Raw genomic sequence first — 20,353 nt, forward strand, 5'->3', positions numbered from 1 at the left:
TAATTTCACTCACGGCATGAGGGTTACGAATATCACTATCTGACAAATTAATCGAAAATTCTTCTTCACGTGTGGCGAAAAGGGTACACGCTTGATAAATAACTTCCAATGTAATTTGAGGATAAAGCTTGGTTTGTTTAGCGATAGGTAGGAATTCCATTGGTAAAATAATATTCCCATCCTCATCAATCATTCGGACTAATGTCTCATATTTAACAATTTTTCCTGTCTCTAAGTCTGCAATGGGTTGATAATAACAAATAATACGGCGTTCAAAAAGTGCTCTGCGAACATTCGATGCCATTTTCAAGTTCGTACGGTAATGTTCTTCTACCCCCTCATCTTCATTATAAAAAGCAATCTGTTTTCTATTTTCTTTGGCATAATGAAGTGCGATATCAGAACGTGTTAATGCTTTTTCACTCCCCATTGCGACTCCGATAGTTACCCTAATATTGAGACTTTCTTCGTTGACCATAAACGTTTTTTCTTCTAAAAGTTTCATCAACGTTATCAAACGATGTTCCAATTCACTTTGAGAAATAGTATGAGTAAAAGTCAAAGCAAATTCATCTCCGCCCAAACGATAACATGTAGTTGAAAGATTATTAAGCCAATTTCCAATTTGTATTAATATCTCATCTCCAATAGTAATACCAAAAAAATCATTTACCTCTCTAAAATCATCAATATTAACAACAGCCAAAGCAGTTATCTCATTTTGTACCAATTTTTCCTGTAATCTGTACCGATTTGGCAATCCGGTAAGTCGATCAAGATAATATTGATTTTCTAACTCATGCGTTTTTTCTTGGACAGTGATTTCCAATGAGGTATTCATCGCTTCAATTTGTTCGAGATAAGCTTGAGTTGTATTTTGCATCACATTAAACGCCGTCACAATCTGTTCAATCTCAACACTTCCGTCTTCTTCAAAATCCATTTGATCTCCGGGTTTATAAAAGCGCACTTTTTTAGCAATTTTAGTTAATGGTGAGAGTAGATAGCGCACCCACCATACTGCCACAAAAAAAATCACCAAAATACTTGCCCCTACTCCATAAACCATTGTTTGGATAGATTGACGCGTCTCATCATAAGCCAAATCACTGTACTTTAACATAACAGATGCCATAGAATTTCCACTTAAAGGATCAATAATAGTATGTGTGACTTTTACTGCTTCATGTCGAGATGATATTTTTTCATTACTACTTATATAATGAAATAACGACTTTCCAACTACGTCATATACTTGAAGTTCAGTAACATCTTCTACTGAAATTGCTGGGGCAACCTTTTGTTTAATTTGGTCATTTAATTTTAAATAAATAGCAATTTGCAATGGTTTTTCTATGGTTCGTAATAATAAATTCGCTTTTTGTTTTTCCGAAACCAATATAGTATTTTCAAAAACAATACTAACAACGACACCAAGTGACATAAAAACTAAAAGAAAAATTAAAATCAACGACACAACAATTTTATAGGAGAGCCGTAGTTTTGAAGGATTTAACATTAAAGAACCTTGTACTACATAAATTAATTATTTTTCTGAATGCACATTCAATATTTTGGGTAATTCTATCCTAATAAATATTGAAATAACCCTATAGATTTGTATTTTCAGCACTCATTAATCACTTATTGATTATCTTTATACTTAAGGAATTTTTGATTATTTATTCAATAGCCAAATACCATCCTCCTTTCATGAAAGAAGACTAATGATAACCCGTTTTTCCCTTGCTCTTTTATTGGTCCCTTTTTCACTTTTTGCTACTGAAGCAAAGACAAATCTTCTTACAATACTAACAGACGATATAAATTCTATCGCACAAACCGCCAAAGATCAACGAGCCAATATCGATTATCTCCCCTACGTTATGAGTGTGTTTGACGGCGAAGAGCTCTCCCGCGCCGGAGCATCATCGCTGAAAGAGGCTCTTAGTTTAGTCGCGGGTGTCAATATCGCCAGTGACAATCTATCCCTTTTCAACCCCGTCTTTCGAGGTTCCAATCCGGTAGCTTACGGCCAAAGTAAACTTATCGTCGATGGTATCGAGGTTAATGACCTCTTCTTTGATGGCTATACCGCTTATCTAAGTATGCCGATCGATATGATTAAACGGATTGAAGTTGTCCGTGGTCCGGGCAGCTATAGTAACGGTCACAATGGCTATGCAGGCTCAATCATCATCACAACCTATAAATCTGAAATGTCCACCGGCGATAGCGGCCGATGGTTTACCTCAGTAGGAAACAACCGCACCGGCAAAATCGGCGGTTCATATGTGATGAAAGATGACGATTTTTCGTTTGCGGCAGATATCTATACTGTACACGATGATCTCTCCCTCTCATATGGAAAAGACGGTATGAGTAACGGCATCTTAAGTTATGATAGCCTAGGTATCAACAACCGCCCTCTTTCTCGATCAGGCAATGCCCCATCATCTACCGATGCAACTATGGCATCGGCTACTATCAGCAAAGGGGCTTTTTTCGCCGATGGACGGTTCTCCACCTATCAACATGGTTCAGAGGGTGGAATCAACTATGCTCTTGCCTCTGATGGAGATCACTACAACGTCGATCAATGGCACATAGGTGTCGGAGCCCACTATACTGCGGGAGATTTTGCAGGAACCATACAAGCGGCAACGACCCAAGATAGCTTCACAAGCCATCAATTATTAGGTCCTGTGGGACTGGTATTACCAAAACCTATAACATATTTTCCCGTTGTCACTTTTAATGACGGTTTTTATGGTATCCATGAAGCTTTTATCCGAACCTATCAGGTCAATAATACGCTCTCAGGCTCTGTATACGGCGGAGATGTCACAGTAGGACTACACGGATCATGGAGCAGTGTCAGCTCTGAGAAAACAATCACAACCGATAGAAACAGCGGAACCGGATTAACCGATTACTCAACGTCACTCCCATTTTTCAACCCTAACGGCTCTATCAATAATCAAACGGCGTACATCACCTATGAGCGTGCGCTTAGTACAAATTTGATCGGTTACGCTTCCCTTACACTCGATCATCGTAATGGGTTGGCAACACAAATCGATCCACGTTTTGCGGCCGTTTACACACTCGATCCGAATAATTTGCTCAAGTTTTCAATCTCCCGTGCACATAGGAATCCCTCTTGGCAAGAGATGTTTACCCTCAATAATAGCGCACGCTGGGGCAATCCCGATCTGCATCCTGAAACCGTCATAGCGTATGAGACCCAATACATCCATAAATTTGAAACGGATCATACCATTTCACTCAATCTTTTCCGCCTCGACAATAATGACCAAATCTATCTCCAATACAACGCACCCGCAAGACGTTATGAATATGTGAACGGATCAGAAAGCCTCATTCAAGGTTTTGAAGCAGAGTGGCGTAAACGCTATGATGACACCTCTTTTTACACAGCATACACCCATATTTGGGCCGAAGACGGTAACGGGGTGACACTACCTAATGCTCCGACTGATACAGCGCGAGGATTTATCACTCAAAGTTTCAATGAGAACTGGTATGCTTCAGTCGCCGGACGATGGCAAAGTGCCACACCCAGAGCTGTAGGTGACACAAGAGATGAGATGAAATCCATCGCTATAGTCGATACCTCTATCGGATATAAACTCCCTCGCCTTCACAGTGAAATCCAGTTGACTCTCAAAAATATATTCAATGAAACTGAGTTTTATCCAAGTCCAAAAGGGACTTATAACGATGATTATCCCGCGCTCGGACGTACTTATTTAATTACTTTAAGGGGAACATTTTGAAATACATACTATCACTATTACTTTTTGTAAACACATTGGCTTGGAGTGCATCGTATGATCCATTTTTACTTAATACGCATCTCTCTTTACTCCCAAAAATTGCTATGCTCGATAAAAATCTCGTTTCTCATAATAAATCTCCACTTAAAATTTTAATTGCTTATGAATATGGGGATGAAGAAACTGCGGAATCGTGTTCTAAAATTTTGATGACTAAATTTAATGGTAATGTCAACGGACATCCATTAATCGTGACGGTATTACCATTTGATAAACTCGATGCATCAAACTCTTACCATCTTATCTATGCCCTAAAAGCAAGTTTGTCTCAGCTCAAAAAAGTTCATAATGCCGTTGGGTCATCAGGGGCATTAACAGCCCTTTACGATGCGGATAAACTTGGAGATGACGGTCTTTTGCTCTCAATACAAATGGAGCGAGCTCCTGTTATCTTAATCAATTCAAAAGCACTTCGTGAAAACCGATTTTCATTTCCCGATAGTTTGCTTGAAATAGCTAGAATCATTTAACACTTAGTGTAGCTCTTTTTGGTTCATCTTCGCTTGTAATGTATTAGAAATATTCATTAAGGCAAAGGTGACAATAAAAATCATCAAGCCAGGAAAAAAACTTACCCACCAAGCAATATCTATCACCTCTTTACCGCCACTGAGGATACTCCCCCAACTCATCTGCGGTGCGCTAATCCCAAGCCCTAAAAATGAGAGACCTGATTCCGCCAAAATCGCCCCCCCTACACCGAATGTAAAACTCACTAAAACAATAGGGGCGAGTAATGGAGCATAATATTTGAACATTATTTTTAAAGGGTGTACGTGAGCAATATGGAGAATTCGGATAAACGGTTTAGAACCAATTGCAAAACTTTCAGATCGGATTAAACGTGCCGTTCCCATCCACCCAGTTATTGATATAATCAATATTAATACCCAGACAGAAGCATTAACATAGCTCACTAATGTTAAAAGTAAAAAAAGTGTCGGGAATGTCAAAAAAAGATCGACAATGATAATAAATATTTTATCAAATCCACCTCGCAATAATGCAGCACTGATACCATAAACTAATCCGATTATAGTTGATATAAATGCGCTTGCAAAGCCAATAATTAAAGAAACTTCACCACCTTGCATTAAACGGGCAAGCATATCACGACCAAGTCTATCGGTGCCAAGCCAATGGAACGATGATGGTGGAAGCAAGATAGATGTTTTGTCTAAATACGATGGATCAATAGTATAGAAGTAGGAGCCAAAAAATGAAAAAAAGATGACACCGACCAAAAGGGCGGTACTCATATAAAACATTACGCCTTGATTCCTAAAAGGGTCGTCATCATTTGATCGATAGTGGTTATTACCTTAGCAGCAGCACCGTAAGAGGTTTGATAACGGATCAAATTTGCCATCTCTTCATCAATATTTACTTTAGTAATAGAATCATACTCTTGTTTTATAGCATTAAATTGAGCGGTTATCGACTGGTTTGCAGTAATCGCTGCATTTGTCTGCGTACCAACTCGTGTTGCAACGACATCATAAAAACCATACAGAGTATCGGAAGTTGTTTTATTGCTACCTTCATTAAAATCCATAGAATTAAACTGAAGATTTACCATATCCAATGCAGTTTGGTTATCTCCGGCAGCAGGAGATTTGTACGCTGTAATATTGGTAGGGTTATTTTTCAAACTACTATTAAGGGAGATATCTCCAGAATTATACCCATCAAAAAATCGGCTCATACCTGTTACGCCGGCAAAATTTGTCCCATTATCTTGAATAGCAAACGTATAACCTGAAGTGGAATATGCACTGGAGAGAGAAAGACCTAAAACATTATTAGAAGAGACAAAAGAGGTACTCACTATATTGTTAATATCGTTTAGTCCATTATTGTCTTTGTTATCATCTTTTTGTATTTTAAGTTGTTCAACAATACTATTTGGGGTCACACCATCGCTTAAAAATGCTCCTGAGTTATCCATTACCGTCGAAGCATCTACAGTGATACTGCGTCGCCCCATTTCTTTTCCACTACTATCATACACTATAAAATCAAATGTACCGACTTTAAAATTTTCACCTGTACTCAAAAGTGTTTGATCTGATCCAAATGTCAGTGGATTAGACTGCATTGTATCAGTAGCACTTTGCGCATAGAGATTGTTGGTTGATTCAATGAGCCCTTTTGCAAAAATATCCAATGAATTTATTGTCTCTTGTAAAATTCCATTATCAAAAGAACCTTGAGAATTGATCGTACTTCCTCTTAATGCCAATAACGCCCCTACCTGACCACCTTTAATTGAATCAGCCAAAGGAAAACGGACCCCATCTTGACGTTCATAATAAATATCATTAAACTTACCAGCATTATTACTGCTATCCATCCCGATAGGATGGTATGTTGCGCCATCAACAATATTATAACCGCCTACTTGGATCAAATAATTTCCATTTTTTTCAGCAATATTACTATCAGCACCCATATTACTCATAATCTTATCAGAAGTTATAGTGGCACCAACAAGCTTTGTTAGAGACATTTCCAATACACCACGTTGATCACGCAAATCATTGGCATTACTCACCCCATCACTCTCTGCCAGTGAAATTGCTTTATTAATACTGGCAATTTGCTCCCCTATTCGGTTTACTTCATCAATGTTGGTTTTAATTTGACCATCTAACGAATTTTGTAAATCAGAGATTTGTGTACGAGTTTGAGCAATATGTTGTGTTAATGTTTGTGTTTGTTGCGCTAAAGCTACTTTTATAGAAGAATTATCAGGATTGGATGCAAGAGACTGCCATGAATCAAAATAGCTTTGCAAATCGGCTTTAATCCCAACATTCTGAATATCAGGAAAATAGGTAGAAAGCTCTTTTAAGTTTTTAGTCATTGCATCAGAATAGGATTGGTTTTGAGCACTTGTTGCATATCGGTTATAAACAAATTGATCAAAAACACGAGCAATTTCAGTTACTTGTGTCCCATTACCTTGCTGACCTGGAACAATACTAAGGGGCATTGCTTCTGAAGTGACAACACGTTGTCGCGTGTATCCTTCTGTATCAGCATTGGAGATATTGTGTCCTGTTGTATCGATGCCGATTTGCGCCGCATTTAAGCCACTATAGCCAATATGTAATGCACTAAAAATAGATCCCATCTTATACTCTCACTTCCAAAAATGAAGCCTCTTTTGAGATAACAGAGTTATACCCTTGCATTTGTGTAGGGAGAATTTTTTCTAACAATGAGTTATAAAATGCCCCTACACTCAGCACCATTTTTGCGTATTGTTGGTTGACTTCTCGCAATTTCGAGAGATGATTTTTTAGATTTTCCAATTGTTTATGCTCTTCGTCACCCAAAAGTTCCGCAAGAGGTTTTGTCGGCTCCAATGTCATCAATTTAGAAATCTCATGATCTATCATCGCTTTTTTATGTTCAAAACTTTTGATTTTTTCTTCTTTGAGTGCAAGACGATCAAACTGAGGATTATGCTTTGCTTCTTTAATATCATCAATATCTTCTAATGAAAGATGAATCAATTTATCGAGATCTTTGATAGCATTGTCTAATTGGAACGATAACATCATAAACTCCTAACCATGCATTTACTGCATCTATATTACGTCAGCTCTTGAGCGATCCTCTTGGCTAACGATTCAATATCGACACGATAGCTGCCGTTTTCGATAGAGGCTTTGAGCTCATCGATTCGACTTGTGTCACCTTGCTTCTGCACCTGTTGAACAGACTTCTCTTGCTCTTTAAGCTTTAGAGATCCATCCTGATATGCCCCTTTAATGAGGGAGCCGTTAATACTTGAAATCATCGTGATTCCTTATTATTTTGTTTATGATCGTGATACATAGAGTATCGACCAAAAACAAAAAAACTTTAGTGTTTTTCGGCTTTTTGACTCAAATGTTCAAACAACATTTGTGAAAATCCAAATCCTCCCGCACTGGCATTTGAAAGCTCTTCTCGATACATCGATTTAAAAATTTTATCACCCGGATCGTTGGAACTGGTAAAAACATTTTTTTCATCTTTCATTGCCTCATCCAACATCATTTTGATAATGATGGATTCAAATTGATCGGTTTTTTCATGAAGCGCTTTATCCCCCTCTTTTGTCCCGATGGTTGGAACTGCTTTTTGATAATTTACATTTGCTATTTCCATTAGATTACCTCTAAATCACACGAGATAGCACCTGCACTTTTCATTGCTTGAAAAATAGAGATCATCGCTTTCGGACTTGCACCTAGCTTTTGAAGTGAACGGGCTATATTGGCTACCGTAGTTGTCCCTTTTTGGGTATAAACCTCATTTTCATTGAGCCCTATCACCAAATTTTTATCCATTTGGACACTTCCGTTAGGTTTAGACACACCCTCTTGAGCTAAAATCTTCACTGTAATCTCACCTTGTGTGACCACAACCGGCTTGATTTCAATATCAACACCCGCAATGATAGTTCCCGTACGCTCATTAATAATAATTTTTTGTTCTTGGCTAAAATTAAATGAAAGGTTCTCCACTTCTGCGATAAAAGCAACCATGCTTTTATTTTTCGGACGATTAATCGTAATGGTACGCGCATCAATAGCACGAGATGTATTCTCATCGTATTTTGCATTGATAGTATTTTGTATCGCTGCGGCATTCGCGAAATTAGACGTTTTAAGAGAAAGGGTAAAGCTCTCTTGGTGTGCTAAGTCTTGCGCTATTTCACGTTCAACCAATCCACCTCCATACACCATCCCTACTGTCGGATGAGATTCTGCCCCCGCACCTTTTTCATTTTTACCGCCAATCGTAATAGCCCCTTGCGCTAAGGCATAGATTTTACCATCCACCCCTTTAAGCGGTGTCATGAGAAGCGTCCCACCCTCTAACGATTTAGCATCACCGATAGACGATACAGTTACATCAAACGCATCACCTTGACGGGCAAATGGGGCGAATTTAGCCGTTACCACAACTGCAGCAACGTTTTTCGATTTAATGTCGGTTGGAAGCATATCGATATTCATCGCTTTGAGCATATTGGCAATCGATTGGAGAGTAAATTTAGAGGTAGTGCCATCACCCGTTTTTTTCAAACCGACAACGAGAGAGTATCCGATGATTTGGTTATCACGAACCCCTATAACATTGGCTACTTCACTAATCCGTGTTGCGTGTAAAGAGCTAAGTAATAGTAAAAAAAGAGTTATTTTCTTCATCAAAATCCTTTGGAATACAAAGGATAAAGCAAAGATTATTCCACGTTTTACGCGTAGTAAGTGAGTGACGTTTTTCCGAATTTTTTAAATTTAATGCGGCTGTATTCCCCTATCGTTTCAGGAAGTTCAAGCGTACTCATATGCTCGATAATGATGAGTTTCGTAAGGCTTAGAGGCAATGATGCGATTAGAGCTATGGTTTTATCATAAATTGCTTCCATCCCCTCACGGATTGAAAATGGAGGATCGACATAGATAAAAGCACTCTCCCCAAGTGTTTCAAGCCGTTTTTTTACTTGTGAAATAGTCGAGAAACTGTCTCCCTCGTAAACTTCACAGGCACTTGGATCGGTTTGGGCTATATTAGAGCGTAACGCTTTAATCGCATCACGGTCCCTCTCCATAAAAATGATCTTCTTAGCCCCACGGCTCAGTGCTTCAAGCCCGATAGAACCGCTCCCCGAAAAAACTTCCACCATTACTGAGTCAATTACATCAAACTGAATGGTATTAAAAAACGATTCGACCACAATCATTTTAGAACTGCGAGTAGTCTCTTTGGAGGGGAGTTTTAAACTTTTCCCTTTGTACTTTCCGGCAACAATTTTTTTGGTTAACACAGAATCATTTTTCATAAAACGCCCGTACTGCTTTGAGGATATTCGCTTGGTATTCGCGGGTTAGTTTTTCGATATGGTGCTCTAAAATCTCAAATCCGACACGATTATCACCCAGTTTTTCTGTAATATCTTCTTCTATTGCTGAAGATCCCAATCCTTGTGCCTTCTGGAGAGAGAGATGTAACGCTTCGAACAACTGCGCTTTTGAAAATGGTTTTACCAAATCGGCAGTAGCATCGGAAGAGATATAAAGTGTCGGGTATTCATCATCGATAATAGCTTTATCACGAATAATAATGTCACACTGACGCCGTGAGCTTAAATGCCCCTCTAAAAATAGCTCCAATGAGCGTTGCAATAATGGCGAATCACATTGAATAGCTACTTTCACTATGCTCACCCTCCATTAGTTTGAATACACTATATTAATTATTGTCGGTATTTTAGCATAGATTATTGGTCACGTAAGTATTCTACGAATTTTCATTGAGTGAAAATATATGGTAATGCTCCTCTGTATTGTGCTTGGCGTAATACATAGCTTCATCAGCACTTTTAAGTAATTCTGATCTCTCAGTACCGTGATCAGGATACATAGCGATACCGATACTGAGTGAAGGCTGGAGAGTGTATTCCTCTATTTGGACAACTTTGTGTGCTTTTTCCATCAGATGTTGAGCAATTTGAATCGCTTCATAGCTATTTGAAATGGTTTCAAGAATCACCACAAATTCATCTCCCCCTAACCGTGCAACGATATCTTCTGATCTTACCCCTTCTTTTAAAGCATTGGCAACTGTTTGTAATAAAACATCCCCAATATCATGTCCCATCGTATCATTCACCTCTTTAAACCGGTTAAGATCAATAAAGAATAAGGCAAATTTTTGCTGCGTATAGTGTGCACGAAGAAGTATTTGATCGAATTTTTGCTCGAAGTAAAGGCGATTTGCTAATCCTGTTAAGGTATCGGTATGAGCATTATCATAAAGCTGTTGTTCATACGCTTTTTGCATACTAATATCAGTCAGGATAGAAACATAACGGATCAACTTATTATTTTCATCATAAACAGCATTAATACTTTGCAATGATGGATAAATAGAAGCATCTTTACGTTTATTCCATATTTCTCCATGCCATTTTCCTGTTTTGGCAATTTCATCAAACATCTTTTCATAAAACGAATGATCATGTCGCCCTGATTTGAGAAAATTTGGAGTTCTTCCAACCGCTTCATCTAATGTGAAACCTGTCACATTGCTAAACGCTTCATTAACTTTAATAATATTTTTCTTAGCATCCGTGATAAAAATAGCCTCCTGTGAATTTTCAAAAACAACAGCAGAAAGAAGTAATTCTGCTTCTCTCTTTTTAAAATCACGTATGTCTTCAACACTCAACCATATATAGTGAATCTTTTTCATCATTACCAGCTCACCGGAAAGCTTAATCGGAATCCGTTCACTGTTACTGTTAATATAGCAACTTTCACATGTGGGAAGCGTACCTGTCTCTATGAGACGCTTTATCTGCTTTTTTTCATTATCGACATATTTTTCATCAAGCAAATCAAAATAATTGAAAGCTAAAATTTCTTCAAGCGTTCGACCTACAATTTTTAGAAATGTATAGTTTGCATCAATAATTTCTCCATCTATCGTGCATAATACTAATCCTGTAGATGACTTGGAGATAAGTAAACGGTTGAATTGACGGGAGTCATCAATCTCACGAACAAGAGGATTAACAAAAAACCAAAAGATGATACTACTTATGACTGCTAGTAATGATGTAAAAAGGAATGCATAAGTTGCAGCTTTAATATAGGGGGCTCGAATTTCATCCAAATCTATTTTCGCAACAAGGCCCCACCCCAAATCAGGAATCGGCTTATAAGCAGCAAGAACAGAAGCCCCTCGATAATCCAACATCACATCAACTCCACTTTTTCCACTAAGGGCCCGACGCATCGGTTCGGCAAAAGAGGAATTCCACGGTATATTTACCTGTTTTTTTTCATCAAAATAGCGTTGTTTCATAATAAATCCGATAGAGCCATTATTACGTTCACCCAGTGTGAATTCTCCAGTGTTTCCAATAGCACCATAGAGAGGAAAAGTTTTATTGATTTGTCGGATAAAATTTGCTGCAACCGATCGCATTTGCATATCTGTTGGGTGTAAATCATGACCCATATAAGCCTGTCGAGCAACTATATCGATCATAACGCTTTGAGTCTCTACAAGATCCATAAGTCGATTTTTTTGCCGCTCAAGTCCAGTGTTGTAGAGTAATCCGATGGATACGATCGCAACAATCAACATATTTATAGATAGCAGAGCAATGAGATAGTATGGCGTGTATTCAATCTTGTTACTTGCGAACGTATCAAGTAAACATGATTTAAGGCTTTTCATGAGCAATTCCGCCCTTGTAGTCAATTTAAAAAATTAACTACAAGCATCATAACGATAGATGGTCACAAAAAAATCTCAAAAAAATCTTAACGAAATAAATTACACCTTGTTTAAGTAATAATGACAACTATAACGTAAATCTTCATCCATATCCATCAAACTCTCCACCATCCATTTCAGATAACTTGGGTCTTTGGTAGCAATCTCTTCAATCCGTTTTTTCGCGTATTTTCCAAACGGCAAACGGTTGAGCAATAGACGTTTTTGAGACATTTCAATCAACTCATCTATCGATGCCAAATCAAGCAGATACTCAAACATCATTTTGGTATGCAGTGCATCGCTAAGAGAATGGTGAGGGGTAAGTGTGACACCACGATTCACAAAATACCCTTTCTCCTGACGATACAAACGGCATTCATACCGCAAAAATTGTAAACTATACCCCTCCAAATCATCCATCAACGCTTTTGAGCATTTGAGGGTATCAATAACACTCCCCTGCCATGTAATTCCCTCTTTTTGTAGCATTGAGAGATCAAATGGGGCATTATGGCTTACTAAAATATTTGTATGGCTATTTAACTCTTCTAAAAGTGCAAAACTGCGTGAATGGTTAAATATTGGAGCTTCTTTTACCATTTCGTTAGTGATATGATGGATTGCACTCGCACTCGGAGGGATTTTTTTACCCGGATTAATCACTTCGTAATGGGTTAGTTCATCACCGATAATAGCAACTGAGCAGATACGATCAGTCGTTTCTAGTCCTGTTGTTTCAGTGTCGATAAAAACTAACATACATTCTCGTGCGGTAGATTTTTTAGAGTTCCCATGAGGTTATGATAGTGCTCTAGGGTACGAAAACTCTTCTCAAATCGCCACGCTAAAATAAAAGAGATAATATCTTTTTTGAGTTCATACTCCACTTTTTCGGCACGTCCATAATAAGCTAATGAGATATTTTTATTCTTGACCTTTGCACTGCTATCATAGAGTATCCCGATAATTTGCGCGTATTTTCCTTCTTTGATTGCCCCTAAATCCTCATCACCTAACGAAATTCCCGAAAGATTGATCGCTTTGAGTTCAAAGAGATCATCAAAATGAGCGATTTTATGGGTAATGTCTAATTTATGATAAAGCTCTTCAAGTGTTTTGAGATTATTTTTACGCTCTAATTCATAACTGGAGATTTGAGCAGTCAGATTTTTGAGACGATCTAATGCTGAACTCATGGGCTCTCCTAATTTTTTCTAAATTATACCACTTTAACCTACTTTGCCCTATAATTGTATACTTTTTTACTTTGGGAATTTTAATGGACTACTTACAAATTCAAGGCCCTACAAAACTTAGCGGAACGGTCACTATATCGGGGGCTAAAAATGCAGCTTTACCTCTTATCACACTCACTTTATTGGCACACAACCAACTCAAAATGTCTAATACTCCCGAAGTAGCCGACATAAAAACCCTTCTCAAACTATTGGGGAATCTCGGTGCAACCTACACCCTCGAAAATCACCTCCTTACCATTGATACCTCTACGGTTAACCATACAATGGCTAACTACGACATCGTTAAGACCATGCGTGCTTCTATTCTCGTACTAGGACCTTTACTCGCCCGTTTCGGTCACTGTGAAGTCTCTCTGCCGGGCGGATGTGCTATCGGTCAACGTCCTATTGATCTGCACCTCAAAGCGATGGAAGCGATGGGAGCAACCATCACTATCCACGCGGGATACGTTCATGCAGTAGCCCCTGAAGGGCTTAAAGGTGCACATATCATTTTCGATAAAATCACCGTTACAGGTACTGCAAACGTCGTTATGGCAGCTGCTCTCGCACACGGTAAAACCGTTTTGGTCAACTGCGCCAAAGAGCCCGAAGTAGTACAACTATGTGAAATCCTCCGCGATAGCGGTATTGACATCAAAGGGATTGGTACAAGCGAACTTACCATTATCGGAACGGGTGGAAAAACCATCGATATGGTTGATTTTGAAGTGATCCCCGATCGTATCGAAGCAGGAACGTATCTATGTGCGGGTGCGATTACCGGTTCAACTATTACACTCGATAAAGTACGTGCTGATCATCTCGATGCTGTTACGGCAAAACTGGAGCAAATGGGGTGCAAAATCGATACTACCGACACTACCATGACCATTCACCCTGCGACAAAGCTTAAACACGTAGAACTCGTCACCCAAGAATACCCCGCTTTTCCTACCGATATGCAAGCACAGTTTTTAGCTTTGGCAACATTGGCTGAGGGGGCGAGTATTATTGAAGAGCGATTATTTGAGAACCGTTTTATGCACGTCAGTGAATTGCAACGTTTAGGGGCAGATATCAAACTTAACGGGCATACGGCTACTGTATTTGGGGGCACACCGCTCTTTGGTGCGGATGTAATGGCAACTGACCTACGGGCTTCGAGTGCATTAGTTCTAGCAGCTATGGCAGCAGAGGGAACTACAAATGTCCATCGTATCTATCATCTCGATCGCGGATACGAAAATTTAGAGCAAAAACTTCAAGCGTTAGGGGCAAAAATAGAGCGCCTAAAAGAGTAGTTACTACTCTCCGCTATGAAATCGTAAATTGGTGATGTAAAAGTCACACGAGCGAACACTTCGTCGACCAAATAATTTCCGTAATAATCTCTTCATGACTTTTTAAAAGCAAAAAACATTCCGACTTAGTAAAAATTGTTTAAATAGAGATTTTTTTAGAAGAGGAAAGAAGACCTTAGAGGTCCCCTTCAATAACATTTTTGAAAGTATTGTAGTAGATATTTTGCATCTCAGGGAGTCTCATGGTTACGTCATTGATGACAAACATATCTCCACCAACTGTTCCGATTTTTTGACACGACAATGAGCCAACCATTGCTTCAAACGTTGCACAATTTTCAGGAGCAACTTCGATGATGGCACGAGACATACTCTCAGCAAAAATATCACGTTCATCACTTACGTTTACAGTAGCAATAACCCCTTTATCACTCACACATGCCATTTTAGCGAGTGCAATCGCAAGACCACCCGAACTACAATCTTTTGCAGATGCTAGAAGTCCTTTTTTATTCGCTTCAATAACAAGATTCCATAACGCACGCTCTTTATCATAATCGATAGCTGGAATTGTCCCCGCAACGACGTTATAAAGCTCTTTCATGTAGAGTGATCCACCAAATTCACTACGGTTTTCACCGACAAGATAGAGCGTATTACCCTCTTTTTGGAATGCAGACATCAATACTTTATGCTGATCTTCATTAACACCAACCATCGCGATGGACGGTGTCGGGAATACGGACTTCCCATTGGTTTCATTATACAGCGATACGTTTCCGCCGATAACAGGGGTATTTAACTCAGAACATGCTTCTTTAATCCCCAAGCACCCTTGACCAAATTGCCACATCACTTCAGGGTTCTCAGGATTGCCGTAGTTGAGACAGTCGGTGATTGCTTTAGGCGTTGCACCACTCATCGCCACGTTACGACCGCTCTCGATTACCGCTGCTGCCGCTCCCGCTTTCGGATCGATAAAACAATAACGAACATTACAGTCGGCACTCATTGCCAAAGCTACACCATTTTCTTTGATACGGATGACGGATGCATCAAGTTCACCCCCTTTTTTGACCGTATTGGTTTGTACCATTGAATCGTATTGCTCATAAATCCAATGTTTATCCACTACTTCCATAGAAGCAATCAATTTCTCAAAAGCTCTTTGATTATCAACCGCATCAAAATCGCTGAGTTTTACATTAGCAATCTCATCGAGATACGCTGGTCTGGACATTGGGCGATCCAATACAGGTGCCTCTTCACTCACGGGATCAACCGGAACCTCAGCACATTTTTCACCGTGCCAGAAAAGCTCCATATTCCCCGTCGCCGTTACTTCACCGATTACGGCGCAATCGAGATCCCATTTTTCGAAAATATCGATAATCGCCTGTTCAGTCCCCTTACGAGCACAGATGAGCATACGTTCTTGTGATTCAGAGAGCATAAACTCATACGGCATCATCCCCTCTTCACGTGCAGGAACTTTATCGAGGTGCATAATCATACCGCTACCTGAGCGTCCCGCCATCTCGAATGAGCTCGACGTTAGTCCCGCCGCTCCCATATCCTGAATCCCGACGACGTAATCGGTTTTGAAAAGCTCCAAACACGCTTCGAGAAGGAGTTTTTCGATAAACGGATCACCCACTTGTACCGTTGGACGAAGCCCTTTAGATGCTTCAGTAAAGCTATCCGAACTCATAACCGCACCACCGAGACCGTCGCGCCCTGTTTTAGATCCAACGTAGATAACCGGATTGCCGATCCCCTCCGCTTTTCCGTAGAAAATCTCATCACTTTTGGCGAGTCCAAGGGTAAATGCATTGACGAGGATATTACCGTTGTAACACTCATCGAAACTTGTCTCTCCGCCGATAGTAGGAACCCCCATACAGTTACCGTATCCGCCGATACCCGATACGACACCGCGCACCAAATAACGCTGATGCGCACTGATGTCATCTTGGTTCAACACGTTTCCGAAACGGAGTGCATTGAGGTTGGCGATAGGACGTGCACCCATGGTAAATACGTCACGCATGATCCCGCCGACTCCCGTCGCTGCCCCTTGATACGGTTCAATAAAACTTGGGTGGTTATGGCTCTCCATTTTGAAAACTGCCGCATATCCGCCGCCGATGTCGATAACACCTGCATTTTCACCCGGTCCTTGGATAACCCAAGGTGCTTTGGTCGGGAAACCGCTCAAATGTTTTTTAGACGATTTGTAACTGCAATGTTCGCTCCACATAGCCGAAAAAATCCCGATTTCAACGAGGTTTGGTTCACGTCCGAGGATTTTTTTGATATGGTCATAATCTCCGAGAGAGAGTTTATGTTGTTTGAGGACTTTTTCGATATCTGGCAGAGGAGTGCTCACAGCATTTTCCTTATGAATTGTTATTATTCCGCGATTATACCAAAGGGAGCACTATACCTCTCTTAAAGGAGAAAAAATAGTAGGCTAATTGCTATTTATAAAAATGTCGTTTGCATCATCGCATCAAACGCATTTACTTTTTCCATCGCTTTAGCAATCAACTCGTTCATTTGAACCGTGTTGATGTTATAGCGTTTAATAAACGGTTGTAACGATTCGATATCCATATTTTCGATATGACGAGCCATTGTTAGCAATTGACCCCATCGCCCTTGCGCTTCAAACATCGCTTCTTCAATCTCAGCGGAGACATGAAGTTTATGCAAAAATTCTCTATGATCCATATTAAGCAATAGATGAATTAACGAGAGCATCCCTACCAAATAAGCGGTATCGAGTTCTTCTCGCGTGTATTTAGGGGTACTCAACATTAATAAACCACTAAGTATTTCAGTCCGATTAATAACCATAAGTAGCAAAGGATGATTCGTGTTTCCACCCGATTTATGAGAAACCAATAATAAAAGCAACCAATTCCCAAATGCTTTTCTCCCTATCAAAGAGATAACTTGTTTCACCGAAGTAATCGTAGAGGAAAAAGAGAAAAAGGAGGAGTTGATAAATTGGAGCATTTGAAGCACTAAGGCATGATCTTGTTCTAGCGCCTTTACAATCACCGATATATCGGCATCACGTTGTAATAAATCCCAAATACGGACAATCGACTCTTGAGACATGGAAAGCGATTCGTTTTCAATCGTATGGGGACGTTTGATATAGTACCCTTGATATAAATCGGCTCCATACTCCTTGTATCGATCAAGAATCTCATGAGTTTCCACTTTTGAGGCAATAACCGCTTGCTTCATTTGTTTTAAACGTTTAAAAATATCGCTGTAGTTTTCATCAGAACTGCGTAATACATCTATCCGAATATAACTTAACCAACTTTTCAAAGATTCAATACGTTCGAGTGTTTTAGAATCGAGAATACAACTGTTTAATCCAAAACGATACCCTTTCTCATGCAAACGCTTTAATACCGTTTCGAGTTCAGGATGAAAAAGTGAAGATTCCAAAATCATCAAAACAAAATGTTCACTGGGAATAGTAGTAACAATATTACTTTGTAAAAATTCAATATCGGCTTTGAGAAATCCTTGATATCCTCCGAGGACACTCTCTAACCCAAATTCGTTGAGGATACGGTTTAAAACAGAAGCGGAAATAGAGATATCGGAAAAATCGGGACTTAACTCTTCATCTCGAAAAAGAATGTCATAACCTGTAATAAGATAATTTTCATTACAAACAGGCTGACGACCGATCAAACTCATAGTTATTCCTTAGTGAAATCTAAAATCAGATTCTTGACGAATATGTTTTTTTAGTAAAAAAATATCAATAAAACTAATTATACCCACTTCAAAATATTTTTTACCACTTGGAAGGATAACACTAAACTCATCCCCCTCACTTTTCCCAAGCATTGCACGTGCGAGCGGTGAATGGACAGAGATAAGACCGATTTCGGGTTCACTCTCCAGTGTCCCGCAAATCGTATAGGTGAACTCTTCATCATTAGCACTATCTATAACCGTTGCCGTCGCACCGAAATGGACACGTGAATGATCGAGAATTGAGGGATCGATAATTTGCGCTTTTTCGATCATCGAATTGAGGTAAAAAAGACGTTTATCGATATGGCGGAGCTTCTCTTTTGCCGCATGATATTCGGCGTTTTCGCTTCGATCCCCCAGCTCTGCCGCACGCTGTTTTTCGACATTGACACGGGGTTTCTCGACATCTTTTAGGTATTTAAACTCTCGCAAGAGTTCATCATATCCTCTTGGTGTCATCGGTTCGTTTTGACTCATTTAGCCATCCTTTTGCCTACATACTATCGAATAATATCCTAGAAACTCCCAGATGATTTTTAACATAGTTTAAAATTGTACTTGACATTGTGTACCAACTAGTCTATAATTGCACCATGAGAACAACAGTAGGCAGACCAAAATCATTTGACGAAGATGAAGTATTAGCACTAGCCATGAACTATTTTTGGGAACATGGGTATGAAAACTCCAGTCTCGATGAGCTTCTTGTAACGATGGGAATCAAAAAAAGTAGTTTTTACCACGCCTTTAAAAACAAAGAGGATCTATTTTCTCGTTGCTTGGATCTTTATGGCAAAACTCTGTTAAACCATTTTGAAATACTAAAAAATGAAATTGGACCTAAAGCTGCGCTTTTAGCACTGAGCGAGGGGATGATTAACGAACTCAAAGAGAGCGGAAAGATAAGAGGGTGTTTGCTTATGAACTCCGGTAAAGAGTGCTACAACCGTCATAGTGCCTTGAGTCATCAGATAGGGGTTGGTCTTCATTTTTTCCTTGAAGCATGTGAGCGATTTGTCAAAGAAGCGCAAGAAAAAGGCGAAATATCTAAAGAAAAAGAGGCAAAGATTATTGCGGGGAGATATATAAACGCATTTAATGGAATGATCGTCACAATCCAAGCAGGAGCTTCGCAAGAGCTTATAGATGATTTGAGAGAAAATTTAAGAGAGTTATTAGAGTAGCTCTAAAATCCAAAAAATGGGTTTTAGAGGTGCTCTTTTTATTTCACTATTTTTGTACCAATCAGTACACTAATACGGTAATGAAAGTGCTCGCGTAAATTTGAGGTGTACAATTTTGTACTGTTTAGTCTAAAATAAAAGGATACCAAATGTGTTTATTGAATATAGTAGAAGAAAATGATGCTACAGGTGTAGTCAAAGCAACGTATGATGAGATTAAAGGGATGTTTGGTGCTGTTCCAGCGGGCTTGAAAATGTGGAGTTTATTACCTGATGGATTACAACATCACTGGGAAGGAATTAAAACAAGTTTTGTGAAAGATATGGAAACACAAAAATTTGAAACAGTATTACGTTATTTGGTCTCTGAGGCAAAAGAGTGTGAATATTGTTTGGGATTTAACGCCGGAATGCTTATTAACAATTTCGGTATGACGCAAGATGAGCTTATAACAATGGTAAAAGATCCATCAACCGCACCTTTGGATGAAAAACATACATCGCTTTTGCTCTTTGCTCTGAAAGTTGCCAATGAACCGACAGCGATAAACAGTGCTGATATTGACAAATTGAGAGCTTTGAACATCTCCGATAAAGCGATATTTGAGCTGTCGTATATGACATCCTATTTGGTTATGTCAGACGCATTATTGACCGCTTTCAAAGTCCAAGATTAAAGGATACGACCT

At 39.3% G+C, this 20,353-nt stretch carries 20 protein-coding genes; 5 read left to right on the forward strand and 15 right to left on the reverse strand.

The window, feature by feature from the left end; genetic code table 11:
• The coding region (locus tag PHC76_RS13315) for a diguanylate cyclase (protein ID WP_300210448.1) at nt 1-1,519 on the reverse strand (1,519 nt) is incomplete at its 3' end.
• A gap of 208 nt (nt 1,520-1,727) precedes the next feature.
• Between PHC76_RS13315 and PHC76_RS13320 the strand changes: the two genes are divergently transcribed.
• Nucleotides 1,728-3,800: a TonB-dependent siderophore receptor gene (locus tag PHC76_RS13320; protein WP_299973759.1), complete on the forward strand. Its 2,073-nt coding sequence runs from the start codon at nt 1,728-1,730 to the stop codon at nt 3,798-3,800.
• Complete coding sequence (locus PHC76_RS13325) at nt 3,797-4,330, forward strand: hypothetical protein (RefSeq protein ID WP_299973762.1); 534 nt, start codon at nt 3,797-3,799, stop codon at nt 4,328-4,330. The genes PHC76_RS13320 and PHC76_RS13325 overlap by 4 nt, the downstream gene beginning before the upstream one ends.
• Before the next feature lie 3 nt (nt 4,331-4,333).
• On the opposite strand, the gene PHC76_RS13330 is transcribed toward PHC76_RS13325, so the two are convergent.
• From PHC76_RS13330 to PHC76_RS13380, 11 genes are all read right to left on the reverse strand, one after another.
• Nucleotides 4,334-5,128, reverse strand: a complete 795-nt coding sequence (locus tag PHC76_RS13330) for an ABC transporter permease (protein WP_299973764.1) — start codon at nt 5,126-5,128, stop codon at nt 4,334-4,336.
• Nucleotides 5,128-6,996, reverse strand: coding sequence for a flagellar hook-associated protein FlgK (flgK, locus tag PHC76_RS13335; RefSeq protein WP_299973767.1), 1,869 nt, complete (start codon nt 6,994-6,996; stop codon nt 5,128-5,130). The genes PHC76_RS13330 and flgK overlap by 1 nt, the downstream gene beginning before the upstream one ends.
• A gap of 1 nt (nt 6,997) precedes the next feature.
• A complete protein-coding gene (locus tag PHC76_RS13340) occupies nt 6,998-7,426 on the reverse strand; it encodes a hypothetical protein (protein WP_300210450.1) in 429 nt (142 codons plus the stop codon).
• Nucleotides 7,427-7,461: 35 nt separating this feature from the next.
• Nucleotides 7,462-7,668 carry a flagellar biosynthesis anti-sigma factor FlgM gene (locus PHC76_RS13345; protein WP_300210452.1) on the reverse strand — a complete coding sequence of 69 codons (207 nt, stop codon included), beginning with the start codon at nt 7,666-7,668 and terminating at the stop codon, nt 7,462-7,464.
• Between the two features lie 65 nt (nt 7,669-7,733).
• Nucleotides 7,734-8,021, reverse strand: a complete 288-nt coding sequence (locus PHC76_RS13350) for a rod-binding protein (RefSeq protein ID WP_300210453.1) — start codon at nt 8,019-8,021, stop codon at nt 7,734-7,736.
• Nucleotides 8,021-9,067, reverse strand: a complete 1,047-nt coding sequence (locus PHC76_RS13355; RefSeq protein WP_300210455.1) for a flagellar basal body P-ring protein FlgI — start codon at nt 9,065-9,067, stop codon at nt 8,021-8,023. Before PHC76_RS13355 ends, PHC76_RS13350 begins: the two co-directional genes overlap by 1 nt.
• 47 nt (nt 9,068-9,114) lie before the next feature.
• Nucleotides 9,115-9,702, reverse strand: coding sequence for a 16S rRNA (guanine(966)-N(2))-methyltransferase RsmD (rsmD, locus tag PHC76_RS13360; protein WP_300210457.1), 588 nt, complete (start codon nt 9,700-9,702; stop codon nt 9,115-9,117).
• Nucleotides 9,692-10,078 (reverse strand): hypothetical protein, encoded by a 387-nt coding sequence (locus PHC76_RS13365; protein ID WP_300210459.1) that lies wholly within the window; start codon nt 10,076-10,078, stop codon nt 9,692-9,694. Before PHC76_RS13365 ends, rsmD begins: the two co-directional genes overlap by 11 nt.
• Nucleotides 10,079-10,160: 82 nt before the next feature.
• Nucleotides 10,161-12,107: a diguanylate cyclase gene (locus PHC76_RS13370; protein WP_300210460.1), complete on the reverse strand. Its 1,947-nt coding sequence runs from the start codon at nt 12,105-12,107 to the stop codon at nt 10,161-10,163.
• Between the two features lie 99 nt (nt 12,108-12,206).
• Nucleotides 12,207-12,908: an exonuclease domain-containing protein gene (locus tag PHC76_RS13375; RefSeq protein WP_300210462.1), complete on the reverse strand. Its 702-nt coding sequence runs from the start codon at nt 12,906-12,908 to the stop codon at nt 12,207-12,209.
• Nucleotides 12,902-13,345: a hypothetical protein gene (locus PHC76_RS13380; protein WP_299973793.1), complete on the reverse strand. Its 444-nt coding sequence runs from the start codon at nt 13,343-13,345 to the stop codon at nt 12,902-12,904. Before PHC76_RS13380 ends, PHC76_RS13375 begins: the two co-directional genes overlap by 7 nt.
• An 83-nt stretch (nt 13,346-13,428) precedes the next feature.
• Between PHC76_RS13380 and murA the strand changes: the two genes are divergently transcribed.
• Nucleotides 13,429-14,691: a UDP-N-acetylglucosamine 1-carboxyvinyltransferase gene (gene murA / locus PHC76_RS13385; RefSeq protein WP_300210463.1), complete on the forward strand. Its 1,263-nt coding sequence runs from the start codon at nt 13,429-13,431 to the stop codon at nt 14,689-14,691.
• 175 nt (nt 14,692-14,866) lie between these two features.
• Here murA and purL read toward each other — a convergent pair whose 3' ends face one another.
• From purL to greA, 3 genes are all read right to left on the reverse strand, one after another.
• A complete protein-coding gene (gene purL, locus PHC76_RS13390; RefSeq protein ID WP_300210465.1) occupies nt 14,867-17,080 on the reverse strand; it encodes a phosphoribosylformylglycinamidine synthase subunit PurL in 2,214 nt (737 codons plus the stop codon).
• A gap of 95 nt (nt 17,081-17,175) precedes the next feature.
• Nucleotides 17,176-18,417: an EAL domain-containing protein gene (locus PHC76_RS13395; protein ID WP_300210467.1), complete on the reverse strand. Its 1,242-nt coding sequence runs from the start codon at nt 18,415-18,417 to the stop codon at nt 17,176-17,178.
• 9 nt (nt 18,418-18,426) lie between these two features.
• Nucleotides 18,427-18,957, reverse strand: a complete 531-nt coding sequence (gene greA, locus PHC76_RS13400; protein ID WP_300210469.1) for a transcription elongation factor GreA — start codon at nt 18,955-18,957, stop codon at nt 18,427-18,429.
• A 116-nt stretch (nt 18,958-19,073) separates the two neighbouring features.
• On the opposite strand from greA, the gene PHC76_RS13405 reads away from it, so the two are divergent.
• Nucleotides 19,074-19,664 (forward strand): TetR/AcrR family transcriptional regulator, encoded by a 591-nt coding sequence (locus PHC76_RS13405; RefSeq protein ID WP_300210470.1) that lies wholly within the window; start codon nt 19,074-19,076, stop codon nt 19,662-19,664.
• 149 nt (nt 19,665-19,813) lie between these two features.
• Nucleotides 19,814-20,341, forward strand: a complete 528-nt coding sequence (locus PHC76_RS13410; protein ID WP_299974973.1) for a hypothetical protein — start codon at nt 19,814-19,816, stop codon at nt 20,339-20,341.
• The last annotated feature ends 12 nt before the right edge of the window (nt 20,342-20,353 follow it).

The sequence above is a fragment of the Sulfuricurvum sp. genome, from assembly GCF_028710345.1.
Classification (GTDB): Bacteria; Campylobacterota; Campylobacteria; order Campylobacterales; family Sulfurimonadaceae; genus Sulfuricurvum.

Excerpts from the sequence above, each read along its gene's own strand:
- PHC76_RS13320 (WP_299973759.1), top strand. The coding sequence starts at position 1,728 with ATGATAACCCGTTTTTCCCTTGCTCTTTTATTGGTCCCTTTTTCACTT.
- PHC76_RS13330 (WP_299973764.1), bottom strand. The coding sequence starts at position 5,128 with ATGTTTTATATGAGTACCGCCCTTTTGGTCGGTGTCATCTTTTTTTCA.
- flgK (WP_299973767.1), bottom strand. The coding sequence starts at position 6,996 with ATGGGATCTATTTTTAGTGCATTACATATTGGCTATAGTGGCTTAAAT.
- PHC76_RS13340 (WP_300210450.1), bottom strand. The coding sequence starts at position 7,426 with ATGTTATCGTTCCAATTAGACAATGCTATCAAAGATCTCGATAAATTG.
- PHC76_RS13345 (WP_300210452.1), bottom strand. The coding sequence starts at position 7,668 with ATGATTTCAAGTATTAACGGCTCCCTCATTAAAGGGGCATATCAGGAT.
- PHC76_RS13350 (WP_300210453.1), bottom strand. The coding sequence starts at position 8,021 with ATGGAAATAGCAAATGTAAATTATCAAAAAGCAGTTCCAACCATCGGG.
- PHC76_RS13355 (WP_300210455.1), bottom strand. The coding sequence starts at position 9,067 with ATGAAGAAAATAACTCTTTTTTTACTATTACTTAGCTCTTTACACGCA.
- rsmD (WP_300210457.1), bottom strand. The coding sequence starts at position 9,702 with ATGAAAAATGATTCTGTGTTAACCAAAAAAATTGTTGCCGGAAAGTAC.
- PHC76_RS13370 (WP_300210460.1), bottom strand. The coding sequence starts at position 12,107 with ATGAAAAGCCTTAAATCATGTTTACTTGATACGTTCGCAAGTAACAAG.
- PHC76_RS13375 (WP_300210462.1), bottom strand. The coding sequence starts at position 12,908 with ATGTTAGTTTTTATCGACACTGAAACAACAGGACTAGAAACGACTGAT.
- PHC76_RS13380 (WP_299973793.1), bottom strand. The coding sequence starts at position 13,345 with ATGAGTTCAGCATTAGATCGTCTCAAAAATCTGACTGCTCAAATCTCC.
- murA (WP_300210463.1), top strand. The coding sequence starts at position 13,429 with ATGGACTACTTACAAATTCAAGGCCCTACAAAACTTAGCGGAACGGTC.
- PHC76_RS13395 (WP_300210467.1), bottom strand. The coding sequence starts at position 18,417 with ATGAGTTTGATCGGTCGTCAGCCTGTTTGTAATGAAAATTATCTTATT.
- greA (WP_300210469.1), bottom strand. The coding sequence starts at position 18,957 with ATGAGTCAAAACGAACCGATGACACCAAGAGGATATGATGAACTCTTG.
- PHC76_RS13405 (WP_300210470.1), top strand. The coding sequence starts at position 19,074 with ATGAGAACAACAGTAGGCAGACCAAAATCATTTGACGAAGATGAAGTA.
- PHC76_RS13410 (WP_299974973.1), top strand. The coding sequence starts at position 19,814 with ATGTGTTTATTGAATATAGTAGAAGAAAATGATGCTACAGGTGTAGTC.